22 protein-coding genes are annotated in these 22,657 nt (G+C 70.7%); 8 read left to right on the forward strand and 14 right to left on the reverse strand.

What is annotated here, in order from left to right; translation table 11 throughout:
• Nucleotides 1-55 precede the first annotated feature (55 nt).
• Nucleotides 56-2,749 (forward strand): hypothetical protein, encoded by a 2,694-nt coding sequence (locus MT346_RS16710; RefSeq protein ID WP_243564220.1) that lies wholly within the window; start codon nt 56-58, stop codon nt 2,747-2,749.
• 114 nt (nt 2,750-2,863) lie between these two features.
• Here MT346_RS16710 and MT346_RS16715 read toward each other — a convergent pair whose 3' ends face one another.
• Complete coding sequence (locus tag MT346_RS16715; RefSeq protein ID WP_243564221.1) at nt 2,864-3,247, reverse strand: helix-turn-helix domain-containing protein; 384 nt, start codon at nt 3,245-3,247, stop codon at nt 2,864-2,866.
• 64 nt (nt 3,248-3,311) lie between these two features.
• On the opposite strand from MT346_RS16715, the gene MT346_RS16720 reads away from it, so the two are divergent.
• From MT346_RS16720 to MT346_RS16735, 4 genes are all read left to right on the forward strand, one after another.
• Complete coding sequence (locus MT346_RS16720; RefSeq protein WP_308221919.1) at nt 3,312-4,310, forward strand: nuclear transport factor 2 family protein; 999 nt, start codon at nt 3,312-3,314, stop codon at nt 4,308-4,310.
• Nucleotides 4,311-4,403: 93 nt separating this feature from the next.
• Nucleotides 4,404-4,922: a hypothetical protein gene (locus MT346_RS16725; RefSeq protein WP_243564222.1), complete on the forward strand. Its 519-nt coding sequence runs from the start codon at nt 4,404-4,406 to the stop codon at nt 4,920-4,922.
• Between the two features lie 474 nt (nt 4,923-5,396).
• Nucleotides 5,397-6,104 carry a GAF domain-containing protein gene (locus MT346_RS16730; RefSeq protein WP_243564223.1) on the forward strand — a complete coding sequence of 236 codons (708 nt, stop codon included), beginning with the start codon at nt 5,397-5,399 and terminating at the stop codon, nt 6,102-6,104.
• Between the two features lie 13 nt (nt 6,105-6,117).
• On the forward strand, nt 6,118-6,858 hold the full coding sequence (locus MT346_RS16735; RefSeq protein ID WP_243564224.1) for a GAF and ANTAR domain-containing protein: 741 nt from the start codon (nt 6,118-6,120) through the stop codon (nt 6,856-6,858).
• A gap of 27 nt (nt 6,859-6,885) precedes the next feature.
• Here MT346_RS16735 and MT346_RS16740 read toward each other — a convergent pair whose 3' ends face one another.
• The 3 genes from MT346_RS16740 to MT346_RS16750 all read right to left on the reverse strand — a co-directional run bounded on the left by MT346_RS16740 (nt 6,886) and on the right by MT346_RS16750 (nt 9,518).
• Nucleotides 6,886-7,740 carry an alpha/beta fold hydrolase gene (locus MT346_RS16740; protein WP_243564225.1) on the reverse strand — a complete coding sequence of 285 codons (855 nt, stop codon included), beginning with the start codon at nt 7,738-7,740 and terminating at the stop codon, nt 6,886-6,888.
• A gap of 12 nt (nt 7,741-7,752) precedes the next feature.
• Nucleotides 7,753-8,457 (reverse strand): SDR family oxidoreductase, encoded by a 705-nt coding sequence (locus MT346_RS16745; protein WP_243564226.1) that lies wholly within the window; start codon nt 8,455-8,457, stop codon nt 7,753-7,755.
• A 62-nt stretch (nt 8,458-8,519) separates the two neighbouring features.
• A complete protein-coding gene (locus tag MT346_RS16750; RefSeq protein WP_243564250.1) occupies nt 8,520-9,518 on the reverse strand; it encodes an NADP-dependent oxidoreductase in 999 nt (332 codons plus the stop codon).
• Between the two features lie 84 nt (nt 9,519-9,602).
• Between MT346_RS16750 and MT346_RS16755 the strand changes: the two genes are divergently transcribed.
• On the forward strand, nt 9,603-10,214 hold the full coding sequence (locus MT346_RS16755; protein ID WP_243564227.1) for a TetR/AcrR family transcriptional regulator: 612 nt from the start codon (nt 9,603-9,605) through the stop codon (nt 10,212-10,214).
• A gap of 127 nt (nt 10,215-10,341) precedes the next feature.
• On the opposite strand, the gene MT346_RS16760 is transcribed toward MT346_RS16755, so the two are convergent.
• From MT346_RS16760 to MT346_RS16780, 5 genes are all read right to left on the reverse strand, one after another.
• On the reverse strand, nt 10,342-11,226 hold the full coding sequence (locus tag MT346_RS16760; protein WP_243564228.1) for an ATP-binding cassette domain-containing protein: 885 nt from the start codon (nt 11,224-11,226) through the stop codon (nt 10,342-10,344).
• The gene (locus MT346_RS16765; protein WP_243564229.1) at nt 11,226-12,266 is read right to left on the reverse strand and encodes an ABC transporter permease; all 1,041 of its coding nucleotides are present in this window, start codon (nt 12,264-12,266) and stop codon (nt 11,226-11,228) included. Before MT346_RS16765 ends, MT346_RS16760 begins: the two co-directional genes overlap by 1 nt.
• 78 nt (nt 12,267-12,344) lie before the next feature.
• Nucleotides 12,345-13,334, reverse strand: a complete 990-nt coding sequence (locus MT346_RS16770; RefSeq protein WP_243564230.1) for a substrate-binding domain-containing protein — start codon at nt 13,332-13,334, stop codon at nt 12,345-12,347.
• A 165-nt stretch (nt 13,335-13,499) separates the two neighbouring features.
• The gene (locus MT346_RS16775; RefSeq protein ID WP_243564231.1) at nt 13,500-14,315 is read right to left on the reverse strand and encodes a TIM barrel protein; all 816 of its coding nucleotides are present in this window, start codon (nt 14,313-14,315) and stop codon (nt 13,500-13,502) included.
• A complete protein-coding gene (locus MT346_RS16780) occupies nt 14,312-15,379 on the reverse strand; it encodes a Gfo/Idh/MocA family oxidoreductase (protein WP_243564232.1) in 1,068 nt (355 codons plus the stop codon). Before MT346_RS16780 ends, MT346_RS16775 begins: the two co-directional genes overlap by 4 nt.
• A gap of 149 nt (nt 15,380-15,528) precedes the next feature.
• On the opposite strand from MT346_RS16780, the gene MT346_RS16785 reads away from it, so the two are divergent.
• Entirely contained in the window at nt 15,529-16,551 is a 1,023-nt protein-coding gene (locus tag MT346_RS16785) for a LacI family DNA-binding transcriptional regulator (RefSeq protein WP_243564233.1), read from the forward strand.
• A 60-nt stretch (nt 16,552-16,611) separates the two neighbouring features.
• Here the strand turns inward: MT346_RS16785 and MT346_RS16790 are convergent, their stop codons facing one another.
• The 3 genes from MT346_RS16790 to MT346_RS16800 form a co-directional block, all read right to left on the reverse strand.
• Nucleotides 16,612-17,172: a CGNR zinc finger domain-containing protein gene (locus tag MT346_RS16790; protein ID WP_243564234.1), complete on the reverse strand. Its 561-nt coding sequence runs from the start codon at nt 17,170-17,172 to the stop codon at nt 16,612-16,614.
• On the reverse strand, nt 17,172-18,020 hold the full coding sequence (locus MT346_RS16795; RefSeq protein WP_243564235.1) for an MBL fold metallo-hydrolase: 849 nt from the start codon (nt 18,018-18,020) through the stop codon (nt 17,172-17,174). The genes MT346_RS16790 and MT346_RS16795 overlap by 1 nt, the downstream gene beginning before the upstream one ends.
• Before the next feature lie 133 nt (nt 18,021-18,153).
• Nucleotides 18,154-19,461, reverse strand: coding sequence for a glycosyltransferase (locus tag MT346_RS16800; protein ID WP_243564236.1), 1,308 nt, complete (start codon nt 19,459-19,461; stop codon nt 18,154-18,156).
• A 217-nt stretch (nt 19,462-19,678) separates the two neighbouring features.
• Here MT346_RS16800 and MT346_RS16805 point away from each other — a divergent pair, with 217 nt between their 5' ends.
• Nucleotides 19,679-20,731: a BLUF domain-containing protein gene (locus MT346_RS16805; RefSeq protein WP_243564237.1), complete on the forward strand. Its 1,053-nt coding sequence runs from the start codon at nt 19,679-19,681 to the stop codon at nt 20,729-20,731.
• Between the two features lie 83 nt (nt 20,732-20,814).
• Here the strand turns inward: MT346_RS16805 and MT346_RS16810 are convergent, their stop codons facing one another.
• Nucleotides 20,815-22,125, reverse strand: a complete 1,311-nt coding sequence (locus MT346_RS16810) for an ArsB/NhaD family transporter (RefSeq protein ID WP_374202538.1) — start codon at nt 22,123-22,125, stop codon at nt 20,815-20,817.
• A complete protein-coding gene (locus MT346_RS18515; protein WP_243564239.1) occupies nt 22,098-22,577 on the reverse strand; it encodes a CBS domain-containing protein in 480 nt (159 codons plus the stop codon). Before MT346_RS18515 ends, MT346_RS16810 begins: the two co-directional genes overlap by 28 nt.
• Nucleotides 22,578-22,657 lie beyond the last annotated feature (80 nt).

The following is a 22,657-nucleotide window of genomic DNA, read 5'->3' on the forward strand; positions in this document are numbered from 1 at the left end:
GTCCTACGGTCCGACAGGGCCCACATCGGGGGCCGTCAGTACGAAGGAGTACGCAGTGCAACGACCTGTCGAACCACGTCGCCATCGCGCGACCAGGACCATCGCAGCCGTCTCGGTGGCCGCACTCGCCGCCGCCTCGGTGGCCGCCCTCGGGATCGTCGGGGTCTCCCCCGCGTCCGCCGCCACGGTCGACCACCTCGGGGTCGCGTTCGGGTCGTCGACCGGCGCCGTCCGCGGTGGGGCCGCCGGCACGCTCTACGGCCTGGGCGATCCGGGCAACCCCACGCAGGCACTCATCGACGGTGACCACATCACGAACACGTCGCAGAAGCCACCGGGAGGCGCACAACACCCCACCGGTGACGCCCTGCGTGTCGAGCCGTCGTTCTTCGCGGGGGCCGGCAAGGACGAGTACGTGTACATGCAGGACCAGTACCCGGACTTCCCGTACAACGGCGGCAACCGACCCGGCGACGCGAACGGGGACGGGGTGTGGGACTACCTGCCGATCGTCAAGCAGGAGGCCGAGACGATCGCCACGCAGTCCGCGCACCCGAAGCAGTACGTGTTCATCCCGTTCAACGAACCCGACGGTGACTGGTACCCGAACTGGTCGACGCAGAAGCAGCAGTTCTTCGCGGACTGGTCAGCGGTGTACCAGACCATCGAAGGCGTGTACGCAGAGCACGGACTCGGTCACGCCCGGATCGGCGCGATGGGCGACAGCGCCTTCCACAGCGACCGGACGACGGACTTCCTGACGTACGCCAAGGCGCAGTCGCAGCTGCCCGACGTCACGATCTGGCACGAGCTCAGCCCCGGCAGCCTGGCCGACTTCCGCGGCCACATGAGCAGCTACCGCGGCATCCTGGCGAACCTCGGCCTGCCGGCGATCCCGGTGGACATCACGGAGTACGGCAACCCCCGCGACATGGGCGTGCCCGGACAGCTGGTGCAGTGGATCTCGATGTTCGAGGACCAGAAGGTCGACGCGCAGACCGCGTACTGGAACTACGCCGGCAACCTCAACGACAACTCGTCCCGCACGAACAGTGCGAACGGCGGGTGGTGGCTGTACAAGTGGTACGGCGACCTGACCGGCACGACGGCCACCGTCACCCCGCCGCAGGCGAACACGACGGACACGCTGCAGGGCGTCGCGTCGATCGACACGGCAGCGAAGAAGGCCACGGTCCTGCTCGGCGGCGGCACGAACACCGTCTCGGCCGACCTGTCCGGCCTGAGCAGCAGCGTCTTCGGCACGTCCGTCGACGTCACCGTCCGTGCCGACCGGTTGAACGGCAAGGAGGGGCTGTCCCAGCAGCCGCCCGTCATCGTCTCGCAGCGGGCGACCGTGACGAACGGCACGCTCAGCGTCACCATCCCGAACAGTGACCGGTACGCCGCGTACCAGGTCGAGGTCACCCCGGCTCGGGCCACGCGCCCGGCCGTCGACACGTCGACCGTCAGCACCGAGGCCGAGGACACCACGCTCGTCGACGCCTCGGTGTTCACGCAGGACCCGAACGTGGTGAGTGGGATGGCCTCGGGCGGCAAGGACGTCGGCAGCTTCGACAACGCCGACAGTTCCGCCACGTGGACCGTGAACGCCCCGCGGAACGGCACCTACCGGCTCACCGTGCTCGGTGGCGCGAACGGGCAGCCCGGGCAGCAGGCGCTGTTCGTCGACAACGCCTTCAACCAGCTGGTGAAGTACTCCGCCGACCAGAGCTGGACCTACCGCGGCACCAGCTCGGTGCTCGTGCCGCTCAGCGCCGGATCGCACACGTTCTCGCTCCGTGCGAGCAAGGACGGCTCCACCGTGCTGCCCGGCGCGGACGTCACCCTCGACCGGTTCAGCGTGCAGGACGTGACGAACGGCGACACCGACACCTACCCGGCGACCGACGCCCGACTGACCGGTGCCGCGAGCATGACCTACGGCTCGAGCACCACCGCGGCGAACGGCGGCGCAGCCCTGTCCGGATCGGCTACGGCCACGTTCTTCGTGTCCGCGCTCGACTCCGGCTACCAGGACGTCAGCATCGACTCGGTCACCAGCCGTGCGTCGGCACTCACGCTGCGGGTGGGTGGCCGCTCCGTTCCCCTCGGCTCGGTCAGCGGTGCCGGCTCGTGGCGCACGACCGCGCGGATCTGGCTGCCGCAGGGCATCTCGGAGCTGACGGTCGGCTCGCCGAACGGTGCGACCGTCACCGGCGTGACGACCGTCCGGGGAGCGACACAGCGCGCCGCCGACACCGCGTCCGCCAACGCCGTCCGGGTCGAGGCCGAGAACCTCACCCTGGCGGGCACGGCGAAGCCGGTGACGATCCCGGCCTCGGCCGGCTCGAACGGTGACGCCGACACGAACGGCGTCGTGACGGAGCTCGGCTTCCTGGGCAACGGCGCGGGCAACACCGCGACGCTCGCCCGACCGTCGAGCCTCGGAGCCGGCGCCTACGTGCTGACCGCCTCGGCAGCCAACGCCGACCAGTCGTCGAACCTCAACTACAACCCGCAGGTGGTCAACCGGTTCCTCGACGTCACCGAGGCCGGCGGAGCCACCACCCGCGGCACGTTCCGCAACGGCTACTCGTGGAACAGCTTCTGGGACACGAGCATCCCGCTCGACCTGACGACGACGAGCGGCGCGCTGACGCTCGGCAACGCGAGTGCCTTCGCACCCGACCTCGACGTCGTCACGCTCGCGAAGCTCGTTGCGGGAGGTGCCACCACGACGGCGCGGTGACCGCCGCGGTCCTGTCGGGTCCGGTCCGCCCTGGCCCGGACCCGTGACGGACAGGAGGCTCCCCACCGGTCCGGTGGGGAGCCTCCCGTCCGTCGGTCGGTGCCGGTCCGTCGGTCAGTGGCGGTCGACGATGGCGTCCGCGTTCTCGACGATCCAGTCCATGAGCGGCACGAGCCGGGCGGCCAGCTCGCGGCCGCTCTCCGTCAGCGAGTAGTCGACGCGCGGTGGCACCGACGGGAACACCTCGCGGTGGACGATGCCGTCGTGCTCGAGCGTGCGGAGGGTCGAGGCCAGCATCTTCTCGCTGATGCCCTCGATCGTCCGGCGCAGCTCACCCCACCGGACCGGACCGTCGCCCAGGGCGAGCAGGACGAGCACGCCCCACCGGCTCGTGACATGACTGAGCACCACTCGCGTCGGACACGCCGCGGGGAACCGCACGGGGTCGTCCGAGGTGGGGGCGGGAACAGAGCCAGGGACCGCGATTCCGACGTCCATGTGCGTACCGTACGGACAAGTGCGCTCTTCCGGCTGAGAAGGTGCCCGACCTACCGTCATCGCCATGACCCTCATGACGAAGTCCCCGCGCGGCCGTCGCCGCTCGACCGTCCTGTCCGCCGGTGCCGCCGTGGTCGCCGGCACCGTCCTGTGCTCGGGGCTCGGCCTCGCCGGGACCGCCGCCGCCGCACCCCTGACGCATCGTGCCGCAACCGCGAGCCGGGCCACCACGACCGTGACCCCGGCCGACGGCGGCACCACCGCGTCGCGCAGCGACACCGCGACCGAACACCGGAACGGCTGCATCGTCCGAACGCTCCTGACCGGTGCGTTCGCCTCCCCCACCAGCGCTGCCGCCCAGCATCTCGCCCGGGCGACGGTGGCACCGGACGCGGTGACCCACACCCCCGGCGCGGCCGCCGGCCCCGCGGGCGTGCTCGCCGAGTTCGCCGCGGACCGGAAGCGCGTGCCCGGCTCGCAGGCCGTCGTGAAGCACCTGGCCGCCGACGGCGACCTGGTCGCCGTGCACTGGCAGATCGCGCCTGACGTGCGCAACGAACGCCGTGGGGACGCGGCGGTCGACCTGTTCCGACTGCGGAACGGCAAGGTCGTCGAGCACTGGTCGCTCGACCAGCCGATCGCCACGGGCACCCCGGCCAGCGGCAACACGAACACCATGTTCAGCGACCTGTACCGGGCGGGCCGTCCCGCGCCGGCACCCACCGAACGCCAGGAGGAGCACAACCGCACCCTGGCGGTGTCGGCGTACGACACGCTCTTCCGCGACCACGACGTGTCGGTGCTGGACCGCGCGTTCGACCCCGCGTACCTGCAGCACAACCCGGTCGCCCCGAACGGGACCGCCGCGCTGAAGCAGCTGTTCGGCAGCGGCGCGCAGTTCCCCGCGCAGCAGTCCGTCATCTCGCTCTCCGACGGCGACATCGTGTGGACGTTCTCGCAGCCGGTCGGCGCGAAGCCGGGCGATCCGCTGCTCGCGGCCGACCTGTTCCGGGTGGACGGCGGGCTGATCCGCGAGCACTGGGACGTCGTGCCGACCAGCTGAGACGGTCGTCGTGTCACACCACCTGAACAGGTCAGAAGGCTCGACGCGCCGTCCTGAGCGCAAGCCCTCGCGCTGGTCGCCTACGGTTCCGGCATGCGTGACGCCACGTCCCGGGCCACTCGGATGATCTCGCGCGAGGACGCCTCGAGCCGGATCACGGCCTACGTCTACGGCAACATCGTGGCGCTGGCGACGGTCGTGTCGTTGACGAGTGTCGATGCCGAGCGGGGGGCCAGCTTCCGGTACGTGCTGGCCACCTCCGTCACGACCTTCCTCGCGCACACGTTCGCCGAGTCGATGGGACGACGAGCACGCAGCGACGAACCACTGACGTGGTCGGTCATCCGCGCCGAGTTGCGGGACTCACTGCCGGTGCTGACGTCCGGGGTCGTCCCGGCGGTCGTGTTCGGACTGGCGTGTGTGACCGGCCTGCCGGGCGTCGTGCCCCAGGTCGCGGTGCTCGTGTACCTCATCGTGCGGTTGGGGTTGATCGGCCCGATCGTCGCCCGCATCCGTGGTGAGAAGTCGTCGACGCGGACCGTCGTGGCCGGGATCGGCCTGGCGGCCATCGCGGTCGCCGTCGCCGTCGCGAAGGCCGTCCTCGGCGGCTGAGCCGGACCAGATGGCGCCACTGGAGGCTCCCCACCGGACCGGAGGAGAGCCTCCAGTCCGCCGTCTGGTCGCCGGATGCTGGCGGAATCCTCAGTTCCCCGCTACTGTGCTGGCCAGGTGGCCCCCAGACCCCGGGCACTGGATCCCGTCCATCCGTGCTCCCGAGCGGTCGTGCCTCCATGACGACAGCAACCCTGTCATCAGCGTGTTCCGCGCGCGGCACGGGATGGATCCCGACCGCGGGGTCACGGGTGCAACGGCGCACCCGGACCGGCCTCGCGTGGCAGAGCACAGGTCCAGGGGTGGTGACCCCGGTGCTCGTGTGCCAGGGGACCGCTGAACCCGACAGCGGTCCTCTGGTGCACCGCCTGTCGTGTACCGTCGTCGCCGAGCAGTTGCTCCGTCGGAGGGGCGTGTCATGATCAGCCGACTTCGTGGTCGCCGGTGTTGCATGCCCGACCACCGGTGCCGCACGTGACCGGCCAGGGGTTCGTGGCCTCGATGGCGGCGCTGTACCGCGTCGGGACCCAGGGAGACCTCTGCGGTCCGATGCTGTCCGCACTGCCGGTGAACGGCGTCGCGATCTCGACGCTCGGTGATCCCTTCGGTTCCGAGACGGTGTGTGCGAGCGATGACGCTGCCGCACGACTGGACGAGATCCAGCTCGACCTCGGCGAGGGACCGTGCTGGGAAGCACTCCGCACCAGCAGCCCGGTGATGGAGCCGGACGTGCAGTCCGCGACGTCGGACCGGTGGCCCCTGGCGCTCGGTGCGATGCGCGAGACCCGGCTCGGCGCGGTCTTCGCGTTCCCGATGACCGTGGGTCCCATCGACGTCGGCGCGGTGGACCTGTACAACGAGCACCCCGGGAGCCTCACACCGTCCGCCGTGCGCGACGCGACGGCGATGGCCGGTGTCGTGGCGCGGAACGTCCTGCACCGGGCGTTGCTCCGCTCCGAGCACGACGGATCACCCGGCGACCAGGACGGCGGCCGGTACTCCCGCCGCGAGGTGCACCAGGCCTCGGGGATGATCGCCGCGCAGACCGGAGCAGGCGCAGCCGATGCACTGCTGCTGCTGCGAGCATTCGCACACACCGCAGGCCGCCCGGTCCTCGACCTGGCTGCCGACGTGATCGCTCGACGGGTCGACTTCACCGACCACGACCCGTCGGACACCTAGGAAGGACACCGCCATGGCACGGACCCGAGAACAGCAGCTCGTGGACACGTTCGTCACGCTGACCGACACCCTCGTCTCGGACTACGACGCCGTCGATCTCCTGCAGTCCCTGGTCGACAACGCCGCCGAGCTCTTCGACGCCGCGGGGGCGGGGATCCTGCTCGCCAACACGGACCACGAGCTCGAGGTGATCGCCTCCACCAGCGAGCGCAGCGCGTTCATCGGGCTGATGCAGCTCGACGCCGGCGAGGGGCCGTGCGTCGAGGCCTTCGTCACCGGCCAGACCGTGTCCGTGTCGGACCGCGACGAGATGCAGCACCGGTGGCCCCGGTTCGCCGCCCTGTCCGCCGAGCTCGGGTACGCCTCGGTGCACTCCGTCCCGCTGCGCCTGCGCGACACCACGCTCGGGTCGATGAACCTGTTCCGCGAGGACGAGGGCGCGCTGAACGCCGAGGACGCGGTGGCCGCACGCGCCCTCACCGACGTCGCGACGATCAGCATCCTGCAGCAGCGCACGGCCGAGCACGCCCTGCTCGTGCAGGAGCAGCTGCAGACGGCGCTGGACAGCCGGGTGTCGATCGAGCAGGCGAAGGGGTTCCTGGCGCACACGCACGGGGTCGACCCCGACACCGCCTTCACCCTGCTGCGCTCGTACGCCCGAGCGCACGAAGCACGCATCGCGGACGTCGCGAACGACGTGGTGAACCGGGTGCTGGTGCTGCCGGCGGCCGAGGACGACTCCACGCAGGACTGACCGCGGTCGGTCAGCGTCGGTTGCGCGTCAGTCGCCGAGGAACGCCACGAGCCGAGGCGCGAAGTCCTCGTGGTGCTGGAACACCGCACCGTGCCCTGCGTCCGGGTACAGGAGCAGCTCCGACCCGGGGATGCGCCGGTGCAGGTCCTCGGACAGCACCGACGGCACCATGCGGTCGTGGGCGCCGTTCACGACCAGGGTCGGCATGGTGAGCGCCGACAGGTCGCTCGGGGCGGCACGGCCGAAGCGCTGGACGGCGCGCAGCTGCGTGTGCAGCGCCCGCAGTCGGATCGGGGCGTCACGATCCACGGTGCGTTCCTGCAGACGGGCGATGAACTCCGTGCCCGCGCGCTTGCCGACCGCGTCGCGGACGAAGAACAGGAACTCCTTCGGGTCCGATCGGGTGAGCGCGCCACGGAGGACGTCCGTGTAGGTGATCCGGAGCACCTCGTCCATGTCCTTGCCACCGCGCGGTCCGGTCGCAGCGAGGACGAGTCGCCGGACCAGACCCGGGTGTGCCAGCACCAGGTCCTGCGCGATCATGCCGCCCATCGACAACGAGAACACGTCGATGACGTCGTGGCCGAGCGCACGGACGAAGCGGTACGCGTCGTCGGCGGCCTGTTCGATGGTGGGCGGCACGGTGCCCGACGACCCACCGACCCCCGCGTTGTCGAACGTGATCACGTGTCGGTGCGCGGCGACCGCGTCGATGATCCGCGGGTCCCAGTTGTCGAGGGTGGCGGCGAGGTGCACGAAGAAGACGACGGGGACGCCGCCGACGGGGCCGAGCTCGCGGTACGCGAACGTGGTGCCGCCGGTCGTGACGGACTTGTTGGGCGCGTCGGCGTACGACGTGATCGGCGGGAGTTCGGTCTGCATGGTCGGTGCCCTTCAGGCGTGGAGTTCCGGGTAGAGGGCGTCGACAGGGCCGCTCAGCGCTGCCTTGACCGACACGGTGAGGTCATCGGCGATGACCTCGAGGCCACCTGCCTGGACGGTGTCGAACACCTGGCGCACCAGGTCTGCGGGCAGCATCTTGTCGCCGTCGGCGTGGGCAGCCATCGCGGTGTCGACGTAGCCGACGTGCACGCCGACCACCTGCGTGCCCTTCGGGCTGAGTTCGAGCCGGAGCGAGTTCGTCGCGGACCAGAGCGCCGCCTTCGACGCGCTGTAGGCACCGCCGAACGCGTACCAGCTGGCAACGGAGTGCATGTCGATCAGCACCGAGGTCGGATGTGCGGTGAGGACCGGCGCGAAGGCCGTCGCGAGCAGGACGGGTGCGAAGAAGTTGGTCTCCATCGTCGCCCGCAGGTCGTCGGCGGACAGCTCGAGGAAGCTCGCCGTCGGTGGCAGGGTGCCCGCGTTGTTGATCAGCACCGTGACGTCGGACGCGGCCTGCACGGCGGCGGCGACGGACGCCGGATCGGTGATGTCGAGCGCCAGGGGGACGATGCGGTCGTCGTCCCACGTGCGCGGGTTGCGGGCGGTGGCGTAGACCTTGGCGGCGCCGCGGGCGAGTGCCTCGGCCACGAAGGCCGACCCGATCCCGCCGTTGGCGCCGGTGACGAGCACGACGGCTCCGGTGAGTGATGCCATGGGTGTTCCTTCTTCGTGGTCGAGGTGGAAGTGGAGGTGGTGCGGGTCGGATGAGCGGGACGTCACACGGGCATCTCGAGGACGGCCTTGCCACGGATGCCGCCGTGCTCCAGCGCCTGCAGCGCAGCGGGCGTCTCGGCGAACGGGAACACGCGCCCGACCACGGGACGCAGGAACCCGCCGTCGACGAGCGCCGCGATCTCCTGCAGCTGACGCCCGTCCGCGCGCATGAACAGGAACGAGTACTCGACGCCCAGGCGCTTTGCCTGTCGCCGCACCTTCGCGCTGAGCGCACCGACGACCAAGCGCACCACCGGGTTCAGCCCGATGCGGCGCGCGAACGCCGGGTCCGGCGGACCGGCGATGCCGATCGCTCGGCCGCCTGGGCGCAGCACGCGCAGGGACTTCGCCAGGTTCTCGCCGCCGATGCCGTCGATCACCAGGTCCTGGTCGGACAGCAGGCTCTCGAAGTCCTGGGTCCGGTGGTCGATCACCTGGTCGGCGCCGAGTTCGCGCACCCAGTCGGCGTTGTGACCGCTCGCCGTGGTGGCGACGTGGGCGCCGAGGTGCCGGGCGAGCTGGATCGCGATCGAGCCGAACCCACCCGAGCCGCCGTGCACCAGGACCCGGCTGCCCGGACCGACGTGCGCGCGATCGACCAGTGCCTGCCAGGCCGTCAGCGCGACGAGCGGCAGCGATGCGGCTTCGACCATCGAGAGCGAGGACGGCTTGATCGCCAGGTCGGCCTCGGGCACCGCGATCCGCTCGGCGAAGGTGCCGATGTGGAAGTCCGACGCGCGGCCGAAGACCTCGTCCCCCAAGGCGAAGCGCGTGACCCCGGAACCGACGGCCTCGACCACACCGGCCAGGTCGTGCCCGAGCACCAGGGGCATGTCGTAGTGCAGCAGGGCCGTGAACTCCCCCTGCGCCAGCTTGGCGTCGAGCTGGTTCAGCCCCGCTGCGTGCACCCGCACCAGCACGTCCTGCGCGCCGACGACGGGCTCTGCCACGTTGCGCAGCGTCACGTCGCCCTTGTACCGATCGATCCCGAAGGCCTGCATGACCACTCCATCCGTTGTTTTTCTGAGCGTACTCATTTCTGACCGTACTCGCAAGTGAGTGTTTCGCGGTATGGTGAACTCCTGATGACCACCACTGACGCCGCACCACTCGGCCGCCGCGAGCGGAACAAGCGCGACAAGCTCGCCCGCATCACCGCGGCCGCCGACGAGCTGTTCGGGCAGTACGGCGTCGACGAGGTCACGACGCAGCAGATCGCCGACGCGGCCGACATCGGCACGGGCACCCTGTTCCTGTACGCCCGCACCAAGGCCGAGCTGCTGCTGCTCGTGCAGAACACCCACTACGCCCAGGCGATCGAGCGCGGGCTCGCCGCTGCGGCCACGGCATCGTCACCGATCGACGCGGTGATGGCGCTCGTCGGACCGGTCGTCGAGTGCAACCGGCGGCAGCGCGAGAACGGCCGGACCTACCTGCGGGAGCTGGTGTTCGGCGATCCCACCGAACCGCACCACCGCCTGGGGCTCGAGCGCATCCAGCAGGTCGACGACGCCTACGTGCGGATCCTGCAGGGTGACGGCCGGTTCACCGCGGCCCAGGCGACGCTGCTCGCCCGGATGATCTCGGCGGCGGTGTTCGTGGACCTCGCTTCGCCGGTGCACCTGCAGTCGACGGACCAGCAGGTCTGCGACGACATCCGCGCGCAGGTCGCGCTGCTGCTGCGCGATCCCGCGTAGCCACGCACGCCGTCCGCGACGGGGTCGACGCCCTGGTCTCGCTGCGATGACGGACGGGAGGCGCGGTGCCAGCCCGCACCGCGCCTCCCGTCCGCCCGTGGCCCCGCTCCGGCCGGTGGCCGCCCCGTCAGCCGGCCGTCTCGGCCGCCCGCACCTCGGCGATCCGCTCCTTCTGGCCGCCGATCTGCTCGAGCTCGTGGGCGAGCTGCTCGAGCTCGGCGCCGCCGGCCATCATCCCCGTCAGGTCGGGCAGCGAGATCTCGTCCTTCTCGAAGTACCCGATGCTCTTGCCTCGGCGGAGCAGCAGGAACCGGTCGCCGACCGGGTACGCGTGGTGGGGGTTGTGCGTGATGAAGATCACGCCGAGTCCGCGGTCACGTGCCCGGAGGATGTACTTCAGCACGACGCCGGACTGCTTGACCCCGAGGGCCGCGGTTGGCTCGTCGAGGATGAGCGCCTTCGCGCCGAAGTACACGGCCCGGGCGATGGCAACGCACTGCTTCTCGCCGCCCGACAGCGTGCCGATCGGCTGGTCGACGTCGCGCAGGTCGATCCCCATCTCGAGCAGTTCGCGCTTGGTGATGTCCTTCATCGTGGCGACGTCGAGCCGTCCGAGACCCTTGCGGAGCTCGGACCCCAGGAAGAAGTTCCGCCAGATCGGCATCAGGGGGACCACGGCCAGGTCCTGGTACACCGCGGCGATGCCGGCATCGAGTGCCTGCCGGGGTGACGACAGGGTCCGGGGCTCCCCCATGATCGAGAAGGTGCCGGTCGTGTGCTCGTGGAGCCCCGCGACGATCTTGATCAGGGTCGACTTGCCGGCGCCGTTGTCGCCGAGGACGCACGTGACCCGTCCGGCGTCGACGTCCATCGAGATGCCGGACAGCGCGATGACGTTGCCGTAGTGCTTGCCGACGTCGCGGAGGGACACCAGGTGCGGGGCGCCGGCGACGGTCTCGGACGAGTCGGAGACCGGCACGGCGACGGACTCGGTGGCGGGGGTGTTCGACATCACTTCTGCTCCGCTCGCTTCTTGACGATGAGGTTGATGATCGTGGCCAGCAGCAGCATCAGGCCGAGGAAGAACTTGAACCAGTCCGGGTTCCACTGCGCGTAGACGATGCCCTTGTTCGCCATGCCGAAGATCAGGGCACCGATCGCTCCACCCACGGCCGAGCCGTAGCCGCCCGTGAGCAGGCAGCCGCCGATCACGGCAGCGATGATGTAGAGGAACTCGTTGCCGATCCCCTCACCGGACTGCACGACGTTGAACGCGAAGAGGTTGTGCATGCCGGCGATCCAGGCGCAGAAGCCGACGCCCATGAACAGGCCGATCTTCGTCTTCGTGACGGGGACGCCCACGGCACGGGCCGCGATCTCGTCACCGCCCACGGCGAAGATCGAGTTCCCGACGCGGGTGCGCAGCAGGATGTACGACGCGACCAGGACCAGGGCGATCCAGATGAACACCGTGATCTTCACGGTGACGCCACCGATCGGCACGTCGGCCGCGAAGAGCTGCTGCGCGACGGCGAACCCGTCCAGGTCGGACACGTCGGGCGTGGCCACGCCGCCGGAGACGATGCGCGTGATCGCCAGGTTCAGCCCCGTCAACATGAGGAACGTCGCCAGGGTGACGATGAAGCTCGGCAGCTTCGTGCGGATGAGGATCCACCCGTTCAGGGCACCGACGCCCAGGGAGAGCACGAGGGCCAGGGCGACGCCGACCCAGATGTTCGTGGCGAAGTACCACGAGGACAGGCTGGCGGTCAGCGACGACGAGATCACCCCGACGCCGGCGGACAGGTCGAACTCGCCACCGATCATCAGCAGTGAGACCCCGACGGCCATGATGCCGATGGTCGAGGAACCGTAGAGCACGGTCGAGATGGAGTCGGCCTGGGTGAAGACGGGGGCGACGATCGCGAAGAAGACGAACATCGCGACGGCGCCGATGACGGCGCCGACCTCCGGTCGGCCGAGGGCCTTGCGGATCGGGCTGCGCCGGGCGAGACGTTCGTCGCCGGCGGGGATGGCGGTTGCGGTGGTCATGGGGATCCGTTCCTGGAGAGTCCGACTGGAGGCTCGGTGCGGGTCCGCAGCGTGTGCTGCGGACCCGCCGTGGCCGGGTCAGCGGATGCCCTGCTCCGCGTACTTCAGGACGTCGTCGACGTTGTCCTTGTCGACGATCGCCGGGCCGGTCAGCGTGGGCTGTCCGCCGCCGAGCTCGAACCCGCCCTGCTTGTACAGCACCAGGGAGTCGATGGCCTCGTAGCCCTGCAGGAAGGGCTGCTGGTCGACCGTGAACAGGACGGCGCCCGACTTGACGCTCTTGGCCAGGTCGGCGTTGAGGTCGAACGATGCGATCTTGACCTTGCTGTTCGCGGCGGCGACGGCCTTCTGGATGATGGCCGTGTACGGGGCACCGAGGCCGACGACCGAGTCAGCGGAGGAGTCCGCCTGCAGCTTGGCGGTGACGGTCGACTGCACGGCGCTGTTGTCGGTGCCGTTCACGTACAGGGTCTGGGTGTCGGGCGGGACCTTCTTGATGCCGGCGCAGCGTTGGTCGAGCGACACGTTGCCCTGCTCCTGCACCACGCAGATCGGCTTGCTGAGTCCCTCGGACTCGAGCTTGTCGCCCACGGCGGCGCCGGCGACGTCTTCGTCCTGCCCGAAGTGCTCGAGGATGCCCATGTCCTTGTACGCCGAGCTGCCGGCGTTGAGGGACACGACGGGGATGCCGGCCTTCTCGGCGCCCTCGACGGCGCTCTTCAGCGCATCGGGCTTCGCCAGGGACACCGCGATGCCGTCGACCTTCTGGTCGGTGTACTGGCTGACCAGCTGCGCCTGCTTCGACCCGTCGGGGTCCGACGCGTACAGCAGCTTGACGCCGTCCTTCTTCGCTGCGTCCTCGGCGCCCTTGCGGACGATGTCCCAGAACGTGTCACCCGGCGCTGCGTGGGTGACCAGCGCGATGGTCAGGCCGGAGTCCTTGCCACCGCTGGTCGAGCCGGCGTCGTCGCTGGTGGTGCGTCCCCCCTGGCTGGAGCAGCCGGTGAGGACCAGGGCCGTCGCGGCGACTGCCGCGGTGAGGCCGATGAGGGCGGGGGTGCGCGTCACGGAGGACTCCTTCGTCTCGTGTTCCGATCCCGTGCAGCCGGTGGCTGTGCGGGGCGCTCGGTGCTGTGTGGGCCGTCGAACCCGTTCGACTGCGATGTCGGACGTCGGCCGGTGCCGTGAAGGTAGCACGTGCGAGTTGCACGTGCTAGTCCCAGTTGTCCGCTGTCACGGAGCGGGCGTCACGGGCGCGTCGAAGGCGCTGCGGAACGCCTGGAGCGCCTGCTCGGGCGTGCTGCTCGCCCACGCCTCGAGACCTACGACGCCGGTCCAGCCGAGGCGGTCGAGCGCCGCCGCCACCGCGGCGTACGCGATCTCCCCGGTGCCGGGTTCGCACCGGCCGGGGACGTCGGCGACCTGGATCTCGCCGATCAGCGGCAGGGCGCCCTGCACGAGCTCGACCAGGTTCCCCTCGCCGATCTGCGCGTGGTACAGGTCGAGGTTGAGCCGCAGGTACGGGCTCCCCACGGCCTGCACCAGGGCGATCGTGTCGGCCGCACGCGCGAAGGGCACCCCCGGGTGGTCGACGGCGGTGTTGAGGTTCTCGAGGGTGAAGACCCGGCCGTGGCGCTCCCCCAGCGCGGCGACCCGCTCCAGGGTCCGTGCAGCGGTGAGCCAGTCCGTGGGACCGACCACGGGGCGGGGAACGACGGGGAGGCCGTCCGGGTCGAGACCGGTGCCGTGCAGGTTCAGCCGCGGACTGTCGATCACCGCCGCGGCCTGGAGCGATCGTTCTGCCGATGCCAGCAGAGCATCGATCCCGGATTCGTCGGTGAGGTCACCGGTGACGTAGCCGGTCATCGACGAGAAGGTCGCACCAGTCGCCGCCAGTGCGGCGAGGTCCTTCGTCGTCCAGTCCCAGATCTCGACCTGGAAGCCGAGGTCGTCGAGTCGGCGCACGCGCTCGACCACGGGGACGTCGACGAACAGCATCTCCGCCGATGCGGCGAGGGTCACCCCCGTCGCCCTGGTGTCGACCGTCATGCGACCCGGCCGTCCGCGCCGAGCCGCACGACGGCGCCCCGTTCGACCGACGCACGCGCGGCGAGCGCGAGGACGAGGGCGGCGCGGGCATCCGCACCGCCCGCCGCGGTGACGATGCCGGTCCGGACAGCGTCCGCGAACGCGACGAGCTCGTCCGTGTACGCCTGGTGGAACAGGTCGATGTTCAGCCGCGTGGTGAGGGACGTCACACCGTCCGCACCGAACAGGCGGGCGTTCGTCGCGCGGACGTCCCCGGCGGTCACCATGCCCGCGCTGCCGAAGACCTCGCCGCGGACGTCGTAGCCGTACGCCGCCGAGAAGTTCGCCTCGGCGGTGGCGATCGCTCCGTTGTCGTAGCGGATCGTCACCACGGCGGTGTCGAGCAGACCCTGCTCGCGGAAGTCCGGTGCCACGAGCGCGTCCGCGAACGCGTGCACCTCGACCGGCCGTGCGCCGCGGTTGAACCAGTTGAGGGTGTCGAAGTCGTGGATCAGCGTCTCGTTGAAGATCGTCCAGGGCTTGATCGCGGCGGGGTTCGCGAGCCCGGGGTCGCGCGTCAGCGAGCGCAACAGCTGCGGCGTCCCGATCCGGCCGTCGTGCACCAGGGCACCAGCGGCGGCGAAGTCGGTCGACAGCCGTCGGTTGAAACCGACCTGCAGCGGCACGCCGGCGGCTTCCGCAGCGGCCACGGCCCGGTCGGCGTCCTCGAGCGTGAGCGCCATCGGCTTCTCGACGAAGACGGCCTTGCCAGCCTCGGCCGCCTGGACGACCAGATCGGTGTGGGTGAACGCCGGTGCGGCGATGACCACGCCGTCGATCGTCGGGTCGGCGAACACCTCCGCAGCATCGGTGGTGGTCCGTCCCACGCCGATCGGGCCGGCGACCCGCTCGGCCGCGCCCGGGACGGGATCGGCGACCATGGCCAGCTCGGCGTTCGGGACCCGTAGCGCGATGCTCTGCGCGTGGAAGGCCCCGATCCAGCCGGCTCCGACGAGGCCGAGCCGGATCGTCGCCGTCGGGACCGCTCCGGCCGTCGAGCTGCCTGCGGGGGTGGTGATGGTCATGGTGTCTCCTGCACTCCGTCGTGTCGCGCCCGTGGGCCGTGGGCCATGGGCCGTGCAGTGAAGGTAGCACGTGCTATCAGCACGTGCTAGATCGGTGCTCCGACAGTCTGCCCTTGTGGACGACGACCCCGCGCGTGGGACGATGGAGCGTGGATCCGCAGCCGAAGCCCGACACCGTCCGAGGCCGCCCGACCATGAAGGACCTGGCGGACCACGTCGGTGTGTCCCGACAGCTGGTCTCCCTCGTCCTGCGTGACCTGCCGGGCGCGAGTGCCGACACCCGCCGACGCGTCCACGAGGCCGCAGCGGAGCTCGGGTACCACCCCGACGCCTCCGCGCGGATGCTGCGCGGACGACGGAGCTTCCAGCTGGGCGTCGTGTTCACCATGCGCGAGCCGTTCGAGGCCGACCTGGTCGAGGCGCTGATCGGCGAGGCCGCGGCCCGTGGGTACTCCCTGGTCCTCGGCCCCCTGACCACCGGGCGATCCCAGGCCGACGTGATCGCGCAGCTGCTGGGCCAGCGCATCGAGGGTCTCGTCGTGCTGGCGACGGACGACGGCGGCGCGGCGATGTCCGGCCTTCCCGCGCGCATCCCGGTGGTGCAACTCGGAGGCCCGATCGCCGACGTGCAACTCGACGACGTGCGGGTCGACGACGCGATCGGCATCGGGTTGCTCGTCGACCACCTGGTGTCGCTCGGGCACCGGCAGATCGTCCACGCGACCGGTGGCAGCGGGCCGAACGCGTCGAGTCGGCGTGACGAGTACGTCGGCGCGATGCGGCGACACGGCCTGGAACCCGATGTGGTCGAGAGTGCCTACACGGAACAAGCGGGGTCCGCGGCAGCCGTCGCACTGCTCGAACGACCGACCCTTCCCACGGCACTGATGGCCGCGAACGACCGGTGCGCCGTCGGCGCCCTCGCCACGCTGGCGCGCCGCAACGTCGCGGTCCCGGAGACCATCTCCGTCGTCGGGTTCGACGACAGCTCGGTCGCCCGGCTGCCCTTCATCCAGCTGACGACCGTCCGGCACGAACCCGCCCGACTCGCCGCCCAGGCTCTCGAGGCCATCATCGCCAGGATCGACGACCCCGATCGCCCGACGGTCGTGCACCGCGACGCACCGGAACTCGTCGTCCGGCAGAGCACCGGGCCGGCGCGCGACCGCTGAGTCGTCCGGCGGCGCGCGGCCTCGGCGTGGGACAGCGGGTCGTGCTGGGCGCTCGATCGGTCACGACGGACGCTCCTGGTCGGCGGCGGCCTCGCCAGCGGTCCGGCTCCGGTGTGCGCGGACGCGTGCGGCGTTCCCGCAGCGCGTGGGCGAGTGCCACTTGCCGCCACCGTTCTTCGAGTGGTCGTAGAAGGCGACACGGCAGTCGGGGTTCGCGCAGAGCTTGAGCCGCGAGAGTTCCCCGGTGGCGCGCCCCTCGAGCAGCGCGAGTGCGACACCGGCCTCGACGACGTCGACACCGTCGTCGACCACGGTGACGCGGCCGTCGCGGAGGCGCAGCCGGAGGGTGAGGTCGACCGGCTGCTCCGGCGCGGGCGGGTGGTCACCGAGCACGACGCGGAGCGCAGCACGCAGGCTCCGCAGGCGTCCCAGCGACGCCTCGTCCGCGACCGGGTGCCGGGCGGTGGCGATCGAGGCGAGCCACCGGGTCGCACTGTCCGCAGAGGCAAGGAGGTCCTCCCCCGGGCCGACGCTGATCGTGTTGGCCAGCGCCTGCACCATGGCCAGCGGATCCGGCGCCGGGTTCGCCTCGTACCGGGTCGTCGCGACGTCCTCGAGCATCACGCGCCTCGCGACAGCAGGGTGAGCCCGCCGAACCAGACCGGGCTCTCGTTCAGGTGGTCCGGATGACGGGTCGTCATCGCGTTGAGGAACGCTTCGGGGGTGACACGGTCCTCGAGCAGTTCCATCACGTCGCGCAGGTAGGCGCGGGTCTCGCCGATCGCCTCGGGCCGGTCGGGCAGGTCGCGGTTCTTGTGACCCGCCACGACGGCGCGGGCACCGAGCGCCTCGATGACGTCGAGCGCCTCGAGCCATCGCTCGAACCCGCCGCCCGGCCCCTCGAGCAGGTACTGGTGCACCCCGTTGTAGACGCTGTCACCGGCGACGACGAGGCCCAGGTCGGGGACGTGGAGGATCGTGGTGTCGTCCGTGTCCGTGTGTCCGACCTCGATCGGGAGCAGTCGGTGCCCCTCGAGCTCGAGTCCTTCGGGTCCGACCACCTCGGCGACCACCGGCGTCTCCGGGATCAGCCCGGGGAAGATCTGGTCCCAGAGTTGCTGGCGACCGGTCGTCGCTTCACGGTGCATCATCGCGATGGTGCCCGGCGTGGCGACCATCGTCGCCGTCGGGAACCGCTGCACGAGACTCGGTCCGCCGAACCAGTGGTCGCCGTGCCCGTGCGTGGCGTAGACGTGCGTCAGCGTCCTGCCCGAGCGCTCGATCCAGTCGCCCACCTCGGCGATCTGCGATCGGGTGAACGGTGGGTCCACGAGCACCGCGTCGGCTGCGCCCGAGATCAGGACCGAGCTCCCGGGGTTCCACACCAGGGGGCCGCCGTCCGGCAGTCGGGACGCACCAGCCCACTCGGGACCGTCGGTCACCAACACGTCGTAGCTGAGGTCGCTCATGTCATCCTTGTGTAATGTTTCAAATCAGTTTGACCATTACAGCACGACGTGACGTCCGCCACAACCCGCGGACGGGGCGCTCAGGCCGGGAGGATCGTGGTGGCCCCACCCGACCGGACCCGACCAGGACGCGTCACGGCAGGGAAGCCCCGAGTGCGGCCGCGATCACGTCGACCGGGTCGGGCAGGGCGTCGATCACCCCCGCGAGCTGCCTGCTCCGGTCGGCGAACGACGCCGTCGTGAGCACTGCGCGCACCGCGCGACCCACCGCATCCGGTCGGGGTGTGCCGGTTCGCAGGTCGATCCCGCACCCGGCCCACGCGACCCTCGCTGCGACCTCCGGCTTGTCCTCCGTGGACCCGGCGACCACCAGGGGCACCCCGTGCGCCAGGGCTCGTTGCACGCCACCGAAGCCGCCGTTGGTCACGACCACGGCGCACAGCGGCAGCAGCCGGTCGTACGGCAGGTACGTCGCCACCCGGGCGTTCCCGGGCAGTGGCTCGCCGAGTGCCCGTTCCACGTCCCCGATCGGGCGCCCGCCGGTCGACGCGACGACCAGGACGTCCTCGGCGGCCAGTGCGCGCAGCGTCGGCGAGAGGAGTCGGCCGAGGTCGACGTTGTCGATGGTGCCCTGCGTGACGTGCACGACCGGGCGCCCGTCGTACAGGTCCTGCCACCAGTCCGGCAGCGCCTCGGCATCCCGCGGGTCCCCCGCCGTGCGCAGTGGCCCGACGAAGTGCACGGAGTCCGGCAGCTCTCGGCGCGGGTACTCCAGGTCGGGGACGCTCAGCTGGTAGAGCGCGTCGAAGGCGCGGTAGGCGAAGTCGAACGTGTCGGTCTGCGACGGCGGGGCGCCGACCTCGGCCAGGGCAGCGTCGACGGCCTTCCGGAGCGGGCGGGTCAGCCCGGGACGGAGCGCGGCGGTGAGCGCCCGGTTCCGCAGGCGGCCGGCAACGCCGCGGGCGGGCGCGAGCGCTGCGCCGAACGGTGCGGTGTCGACACTGCCCAGCGTGACCGGCGTCGTCGCGACCCCGAGGACCGGCAGGCGCTCGGCACGTGGACGCGCCAGGTACGGTGCCAGCCCGGTGAAGGCGGCCTCGCCGAGCACGGCGTCGAACCCACCGTGCTCCAGCAGCGCCGTCAGTGCGCGGTACTGCCCGGGGATGACGCGGACGAACAGCGCCAGCATCCCTTCGCGGATGGTCGCGATGCCCGTCGTCCGCCCGGCGGCGCCGAGGAGCTCGCCGAGGTGGGCGTCGTCGAAGTCGACCTCCGCCGGAAGCGCCACGTGTCCGAGGCCGGCGTCCACGACCATGCCGCGGTACTTCGCCCCGGTGAGCACGGTGACCGTGTGTCCGCGGGCGACGAGACCCCGACCGATGCCGACGAGCGGTCCCAGGTGTCCGGCGATCGGCGGGGCGCAGAGCAGCCAGGAGGGCACGGTGGTGTGCTCCGTTCCGGAGGTCGTTGGTGGGTGACGCGCGCCGGTGAGCGTCGAGTGGAGGATCGCCTCGGGCGGTCGATGGGGTCATTGTCCACCCGCGACACCAACGATCGGTGCCGTCGTCGCCGGCCCGCTGTGGGGGTTGTGGGGACTGCGGTGGAACGCTTCACTCGGAGACAGGCCCGATCCGCCAGACAGAGGGAGACCAGGACAGATGCGTTCGATCGTCTACACCAGCACGCAGACCCGGCCGATCACGGACGCCGAACTCGCACAGATCCTGGCGGTCGGTCGCGAGAAGAACACCGCGCTCGGCGTGACCGGGATCCTCGCGCACAAGGACGCCAACTGCATCGGGATCCTCGAGGGCGACGACGCGGTGGTGGGTGCCCGGTTCGAGCAGGTCAGCATCGACCCACGCCACACGCACGTCCGGGTGCTCCTGGACGAGCCGATCGCACGACGGTCGTTCCCGGACTGGTCGATGGCGTTCCAGCCGTTGGACCCGCTGATGCAGCACGTCCCGGGCTTCAGCGACCTGTTCGCGCCGAACCAGCCGACCGACCCCACCTTCGGGCTCACCCGCGCACGGGCGCTGCTGGGGTGGTTCCGGAACCACCCGCTCGCGCCGCTCATGAGCGGGCCGTCGGACGACGACGCCGTCCCGCGGACACGGGCGGTCAACGGCGCGATCAGCGCACTGCACGACGGCGGCGTGTCCCGGTTCACCCTGGAGGCCGCTGCGGCACACGCGGGGATGACCGCTGCCGAGATGGACGAGGTGTTCCCGTCGGACCGTGCGCTGCTGGCAGCGACGGTCGAGCGGTGGACCCAGACGATCTCGACTCCGCTGCTCCCCCTGATCGAGCAGCAGGGAACCGTCGCGTTCCTCCACGCGCTGCTCGCCGCCCACGCGGAGGAGCCCGTACTGGTCGCGTTGCTCGCCACCAGTCTGGCCTCCGCGGCCGACCCGACCGTCGAGGCCGCCGACTACTTCCGGTCCGTGTACCGCCGGTTCCGCGAGACGATCCGCACCGGCCTCGCCGAGGACGTGCAGGCCGGACGCGAGCCGACCACCATGGACCCGGTCCGGGGAGCGCAGCAGCTCCTGGCGCTGTACGACGGTCTCCGCCTGCAGTCCCTGCTGACCGCCGACACGGACGTCGTCGACGCGTTCGACCGCGCGGCGACGCGCATGCGTCGCGGTTGGGCCGAGCAGTACGAGCAGCCGTCGTACTGGGACATCCCCGTCGCCCGGGTCGACTGAGGCTCTGGTCGACCGGACGAGACCGTCCGTGACCGGAGCGCTCCGTGGGGCTCCCTGCGCCGACGGCTCGGCACCGTCGTCGCTCAGAGGTAGTAGCGCAGCCAGATGTAGGGGAAGCACAGGCCGACGGTGACCGCGGTGACGACCAGTCCGTACTTCGTGAACTCCCAGAACGACACCGGGTGCCCGTTGCGCTTCGCGATCCCGGTCATCACGACGTTCGCACTCGCGCCGACCGCGGTGAGGTTGCCGCCCAGGTCCGCACCGAGTGCGAGCGCCCACCACAGCGGCCGGGCGTCACCGCCGCCGGACTGCACCAGGTCGGCGGTGAGCGGCGCCATCGTCGCGACGAACGGGATGTTGTCGACGATTCCCGAGAACAGGGCCGACCCGAACAGCAGGACTCCGCTCGCCGCGAAGTAGTGGTCACCGACGGCGCCCTTCGCAGCCTGCCCGATCGTCTCGATGACGCCCAGGTTCACCAGCGAACCGACCATGATGAACAGCCCCGCGAAGAACAGCAGCGTCTCCCACTCGACGTCGCCGAACACGCGCTTGGGTTCGAGCCGCGCGAGCAGCACCAGCAGGCCCGCTCCGAGCAGCGCCACGATCGCCGGTTCGAGCCCGGTGAACGTCGACGTGACGAACCCGATCAGGACCAGGCCCACGACGACCAGCGACTTGACCAGCAGCTTCGGGTCGCGGATGGCCTCGCGCTCGTCCAGGGCCATCACCCGTTCGGCCCGCTCGGCGTCGTACGCGAAGGTCGATCGGAACAGGACCCGGCACAGCCCGATCAGCACCACGACCAGGACGACGATGATCGGGGCGAACTGGACGATGAACTCGTTGAAGCCGATGCCGCCCCGACTGCCGATGATCAGGTTCGGCGGGTCGCCGATGAGGGTCGCGGTGCCGCCGATGTTCGACGCGAACACCTCGGCGAGCAGGTACGGCACGGGTGACTTGCCGAGCCGCTGCGCCACCAGCAACGAGACCGGGGCGATCAGGAGGATCGTGGTGACGTTGTCGAGGAACGCCGACAGCACCGCCGTGATCACGATGAGCATCACCATGATCCGGAACGGTCGGCCCTTCGCGACCTTCGACGACCAGATCGCCAGGTACTCGAACAGGCCGGTCTGGCGCAGGATCCCGACGATGATCATCATCCCGAGCAGCAGGAACACGACGTTCCAGTCGATGCCGGTCTCCTCGGAGAAGAACACGGCCGCGTCGTCGGTCGCGCCGATGAGCACCATCGCCGCGGCACCGCCGAGTGCCACGAGCACCCGCGGGAGCTTCTCGGTCGCGATGAAGACGTAGGCGATGACGAAGACCGCGATCGCCAGGACGATCTGCACGCTCACGCGGTGGGGCCCGTCGCGTCCCAGTGCGCGACGACGGCGTCGAGCAGCCCGGGCAGCGTGACGAAGGCGGGTGCACTGCGACCGGGGTCGTCGACGAGCGCCACCTGGGTTCCGGCGTCCACCATGCGCGCGGCGATCTCGACCGGCCCGGCGTCGGCCGGCACGACGAGCACCGACCGGACCGTCACGGCGGCGTCGTCGACCAGGTCGCCGATCGTCCGGTGCTCGAGGCCCTGCCGCAGGTCCTCGAGCCCGACGTCGCCCAGGGTGTTGGTCAGTGACAGGTCGTCGAGCAGGTAGCCGGGCAGCATGAACCGCACGACGTCGACGCTCGACACCACCGCGGAGGGGTGCCCGTCGGCCTCGGCGATCACCAGGCCGACCAGGTCGCGGTCGGCGATCAGGCGGACGGCGTCCAGGGCGGGCGTGGAACGGTCGACGACCGTCAGCGTGGTCGTGATGTCGGAGGCGTGCACGCTGTGCATCCAACCAGCCAACGGTTGTCGTCGTACAAGCACTGCGACGCGACGGCCGCGGATCGCCACCTGTGCGAACA

This window comes from Curtobacterium sp. VKM Ac-2922, assembly GCF_022815645.1.
Classification (GTDB): Bacteria; Actinomycetota; Actinomycetes; order Actinomycetales; family Microbacteriaceae; genus Curtobacterium.

Coding starts and splice junctions, on each gene's coding strand:
- MT346_RS16790 (WP_243564234.1), bottom strand. CDS start 17,172: ATGCTCGAGGACGTCGCGACGACCCGGTACGAGGCGAACCCGGCGCCG.
- MT346_RS16795 (WP_243564235.1), bottom strand. CDS start 18,020: ATGAGCGACCTCAGCTACGACGTGTTGGTGACCGACGGTCCCGAGTGG.
- MT346_RS16780 (WP_243564232.1), bottom strand. CDS start 15,379: ATGACCATCACCACCCCCGCAGGCAGCTCGACGGCCGGAGCGGTCCCG.
- MT346_RS16765 (WP_243564229.1), bottom strand. CDS start 12,266: ATGACCACCGCAACCGCCATCCCCGCCGGCGACGAACGTCTCGCCCGG.
- MT346_RS16755 (WP_243564227.1), top strand. CDS start 9,603: ATGACCACCACTGACGCCGCACCACTCGGCCGCCGCGAGCGGAACAAG.
- MT346_RS16735 (WP_243564224.1), top strand. CDS start 6,118: ATGGCACGGACCCGAGAACAGCAGCTCGTGGACACGTTCGTCACGCTG.
- MT346_RS16760 (WP_243564228.1), bottom strand. CDS start 11,226: ATGTCGAACACCCCCGCCACCGAGTCCGTCGCCGTGCCGGTCTCCGAC.
- MT346_RS16740 (WP_243564225.1), bottom strand. CDS start 7,740: ATGCAGACCGAACTCCCGCCGATCACGTCGTACGCCGACGCGCCCAAC.
- MT346_RS16720 (WP_308221919.1), top strand. CDS start 3,312: ATGACCCTCATGACGAAGTCCCCGCGCGGCCGTCGCCGCTCGACCGTC.
- MT346_RS16725 (WP_243564222.1), top strand. CDS start 4,404: ATGCGTGACGCCACGTCCCGGGCCACTCGGATGATCTCGCGCGAGGAC.
- MT346_RS16805 (WP_243564237.1), top strand. CDS start 19,679: ATGCGTTCGATCGTCTACACCAGCACGCAGACCCGGCCGATCACGGAC.
- MT346_RS16750 (WP_243564250.1), bottom strand. CDS start 9,518: ATGCAGGCCTTCGGGATCGATCGGTACAAGGGCGACGTGACGCTGCGC.
- MT346_RS16715 (WP_243564221.1), bottom strand. CDS start 3,247: ATGGACGTCGGAATCGCGGTCCCTGGCTCTGTTCCCGCCCCCACCTCG.
- MT346_RS16745 (WP_243564226.1), bottom strand. CDS start 8,457: ATGGCATCACTCACCGGAGCCGTCGTGCTCGTCACCGGCGCCAACGGC.
- MT346_RS16775 (WP_243564231.1), bottom strand. CDS start 14,315: ATGACGGTCGACACCAGGGCGACGGGGGTGACCCTCGCCGCATCGGCG.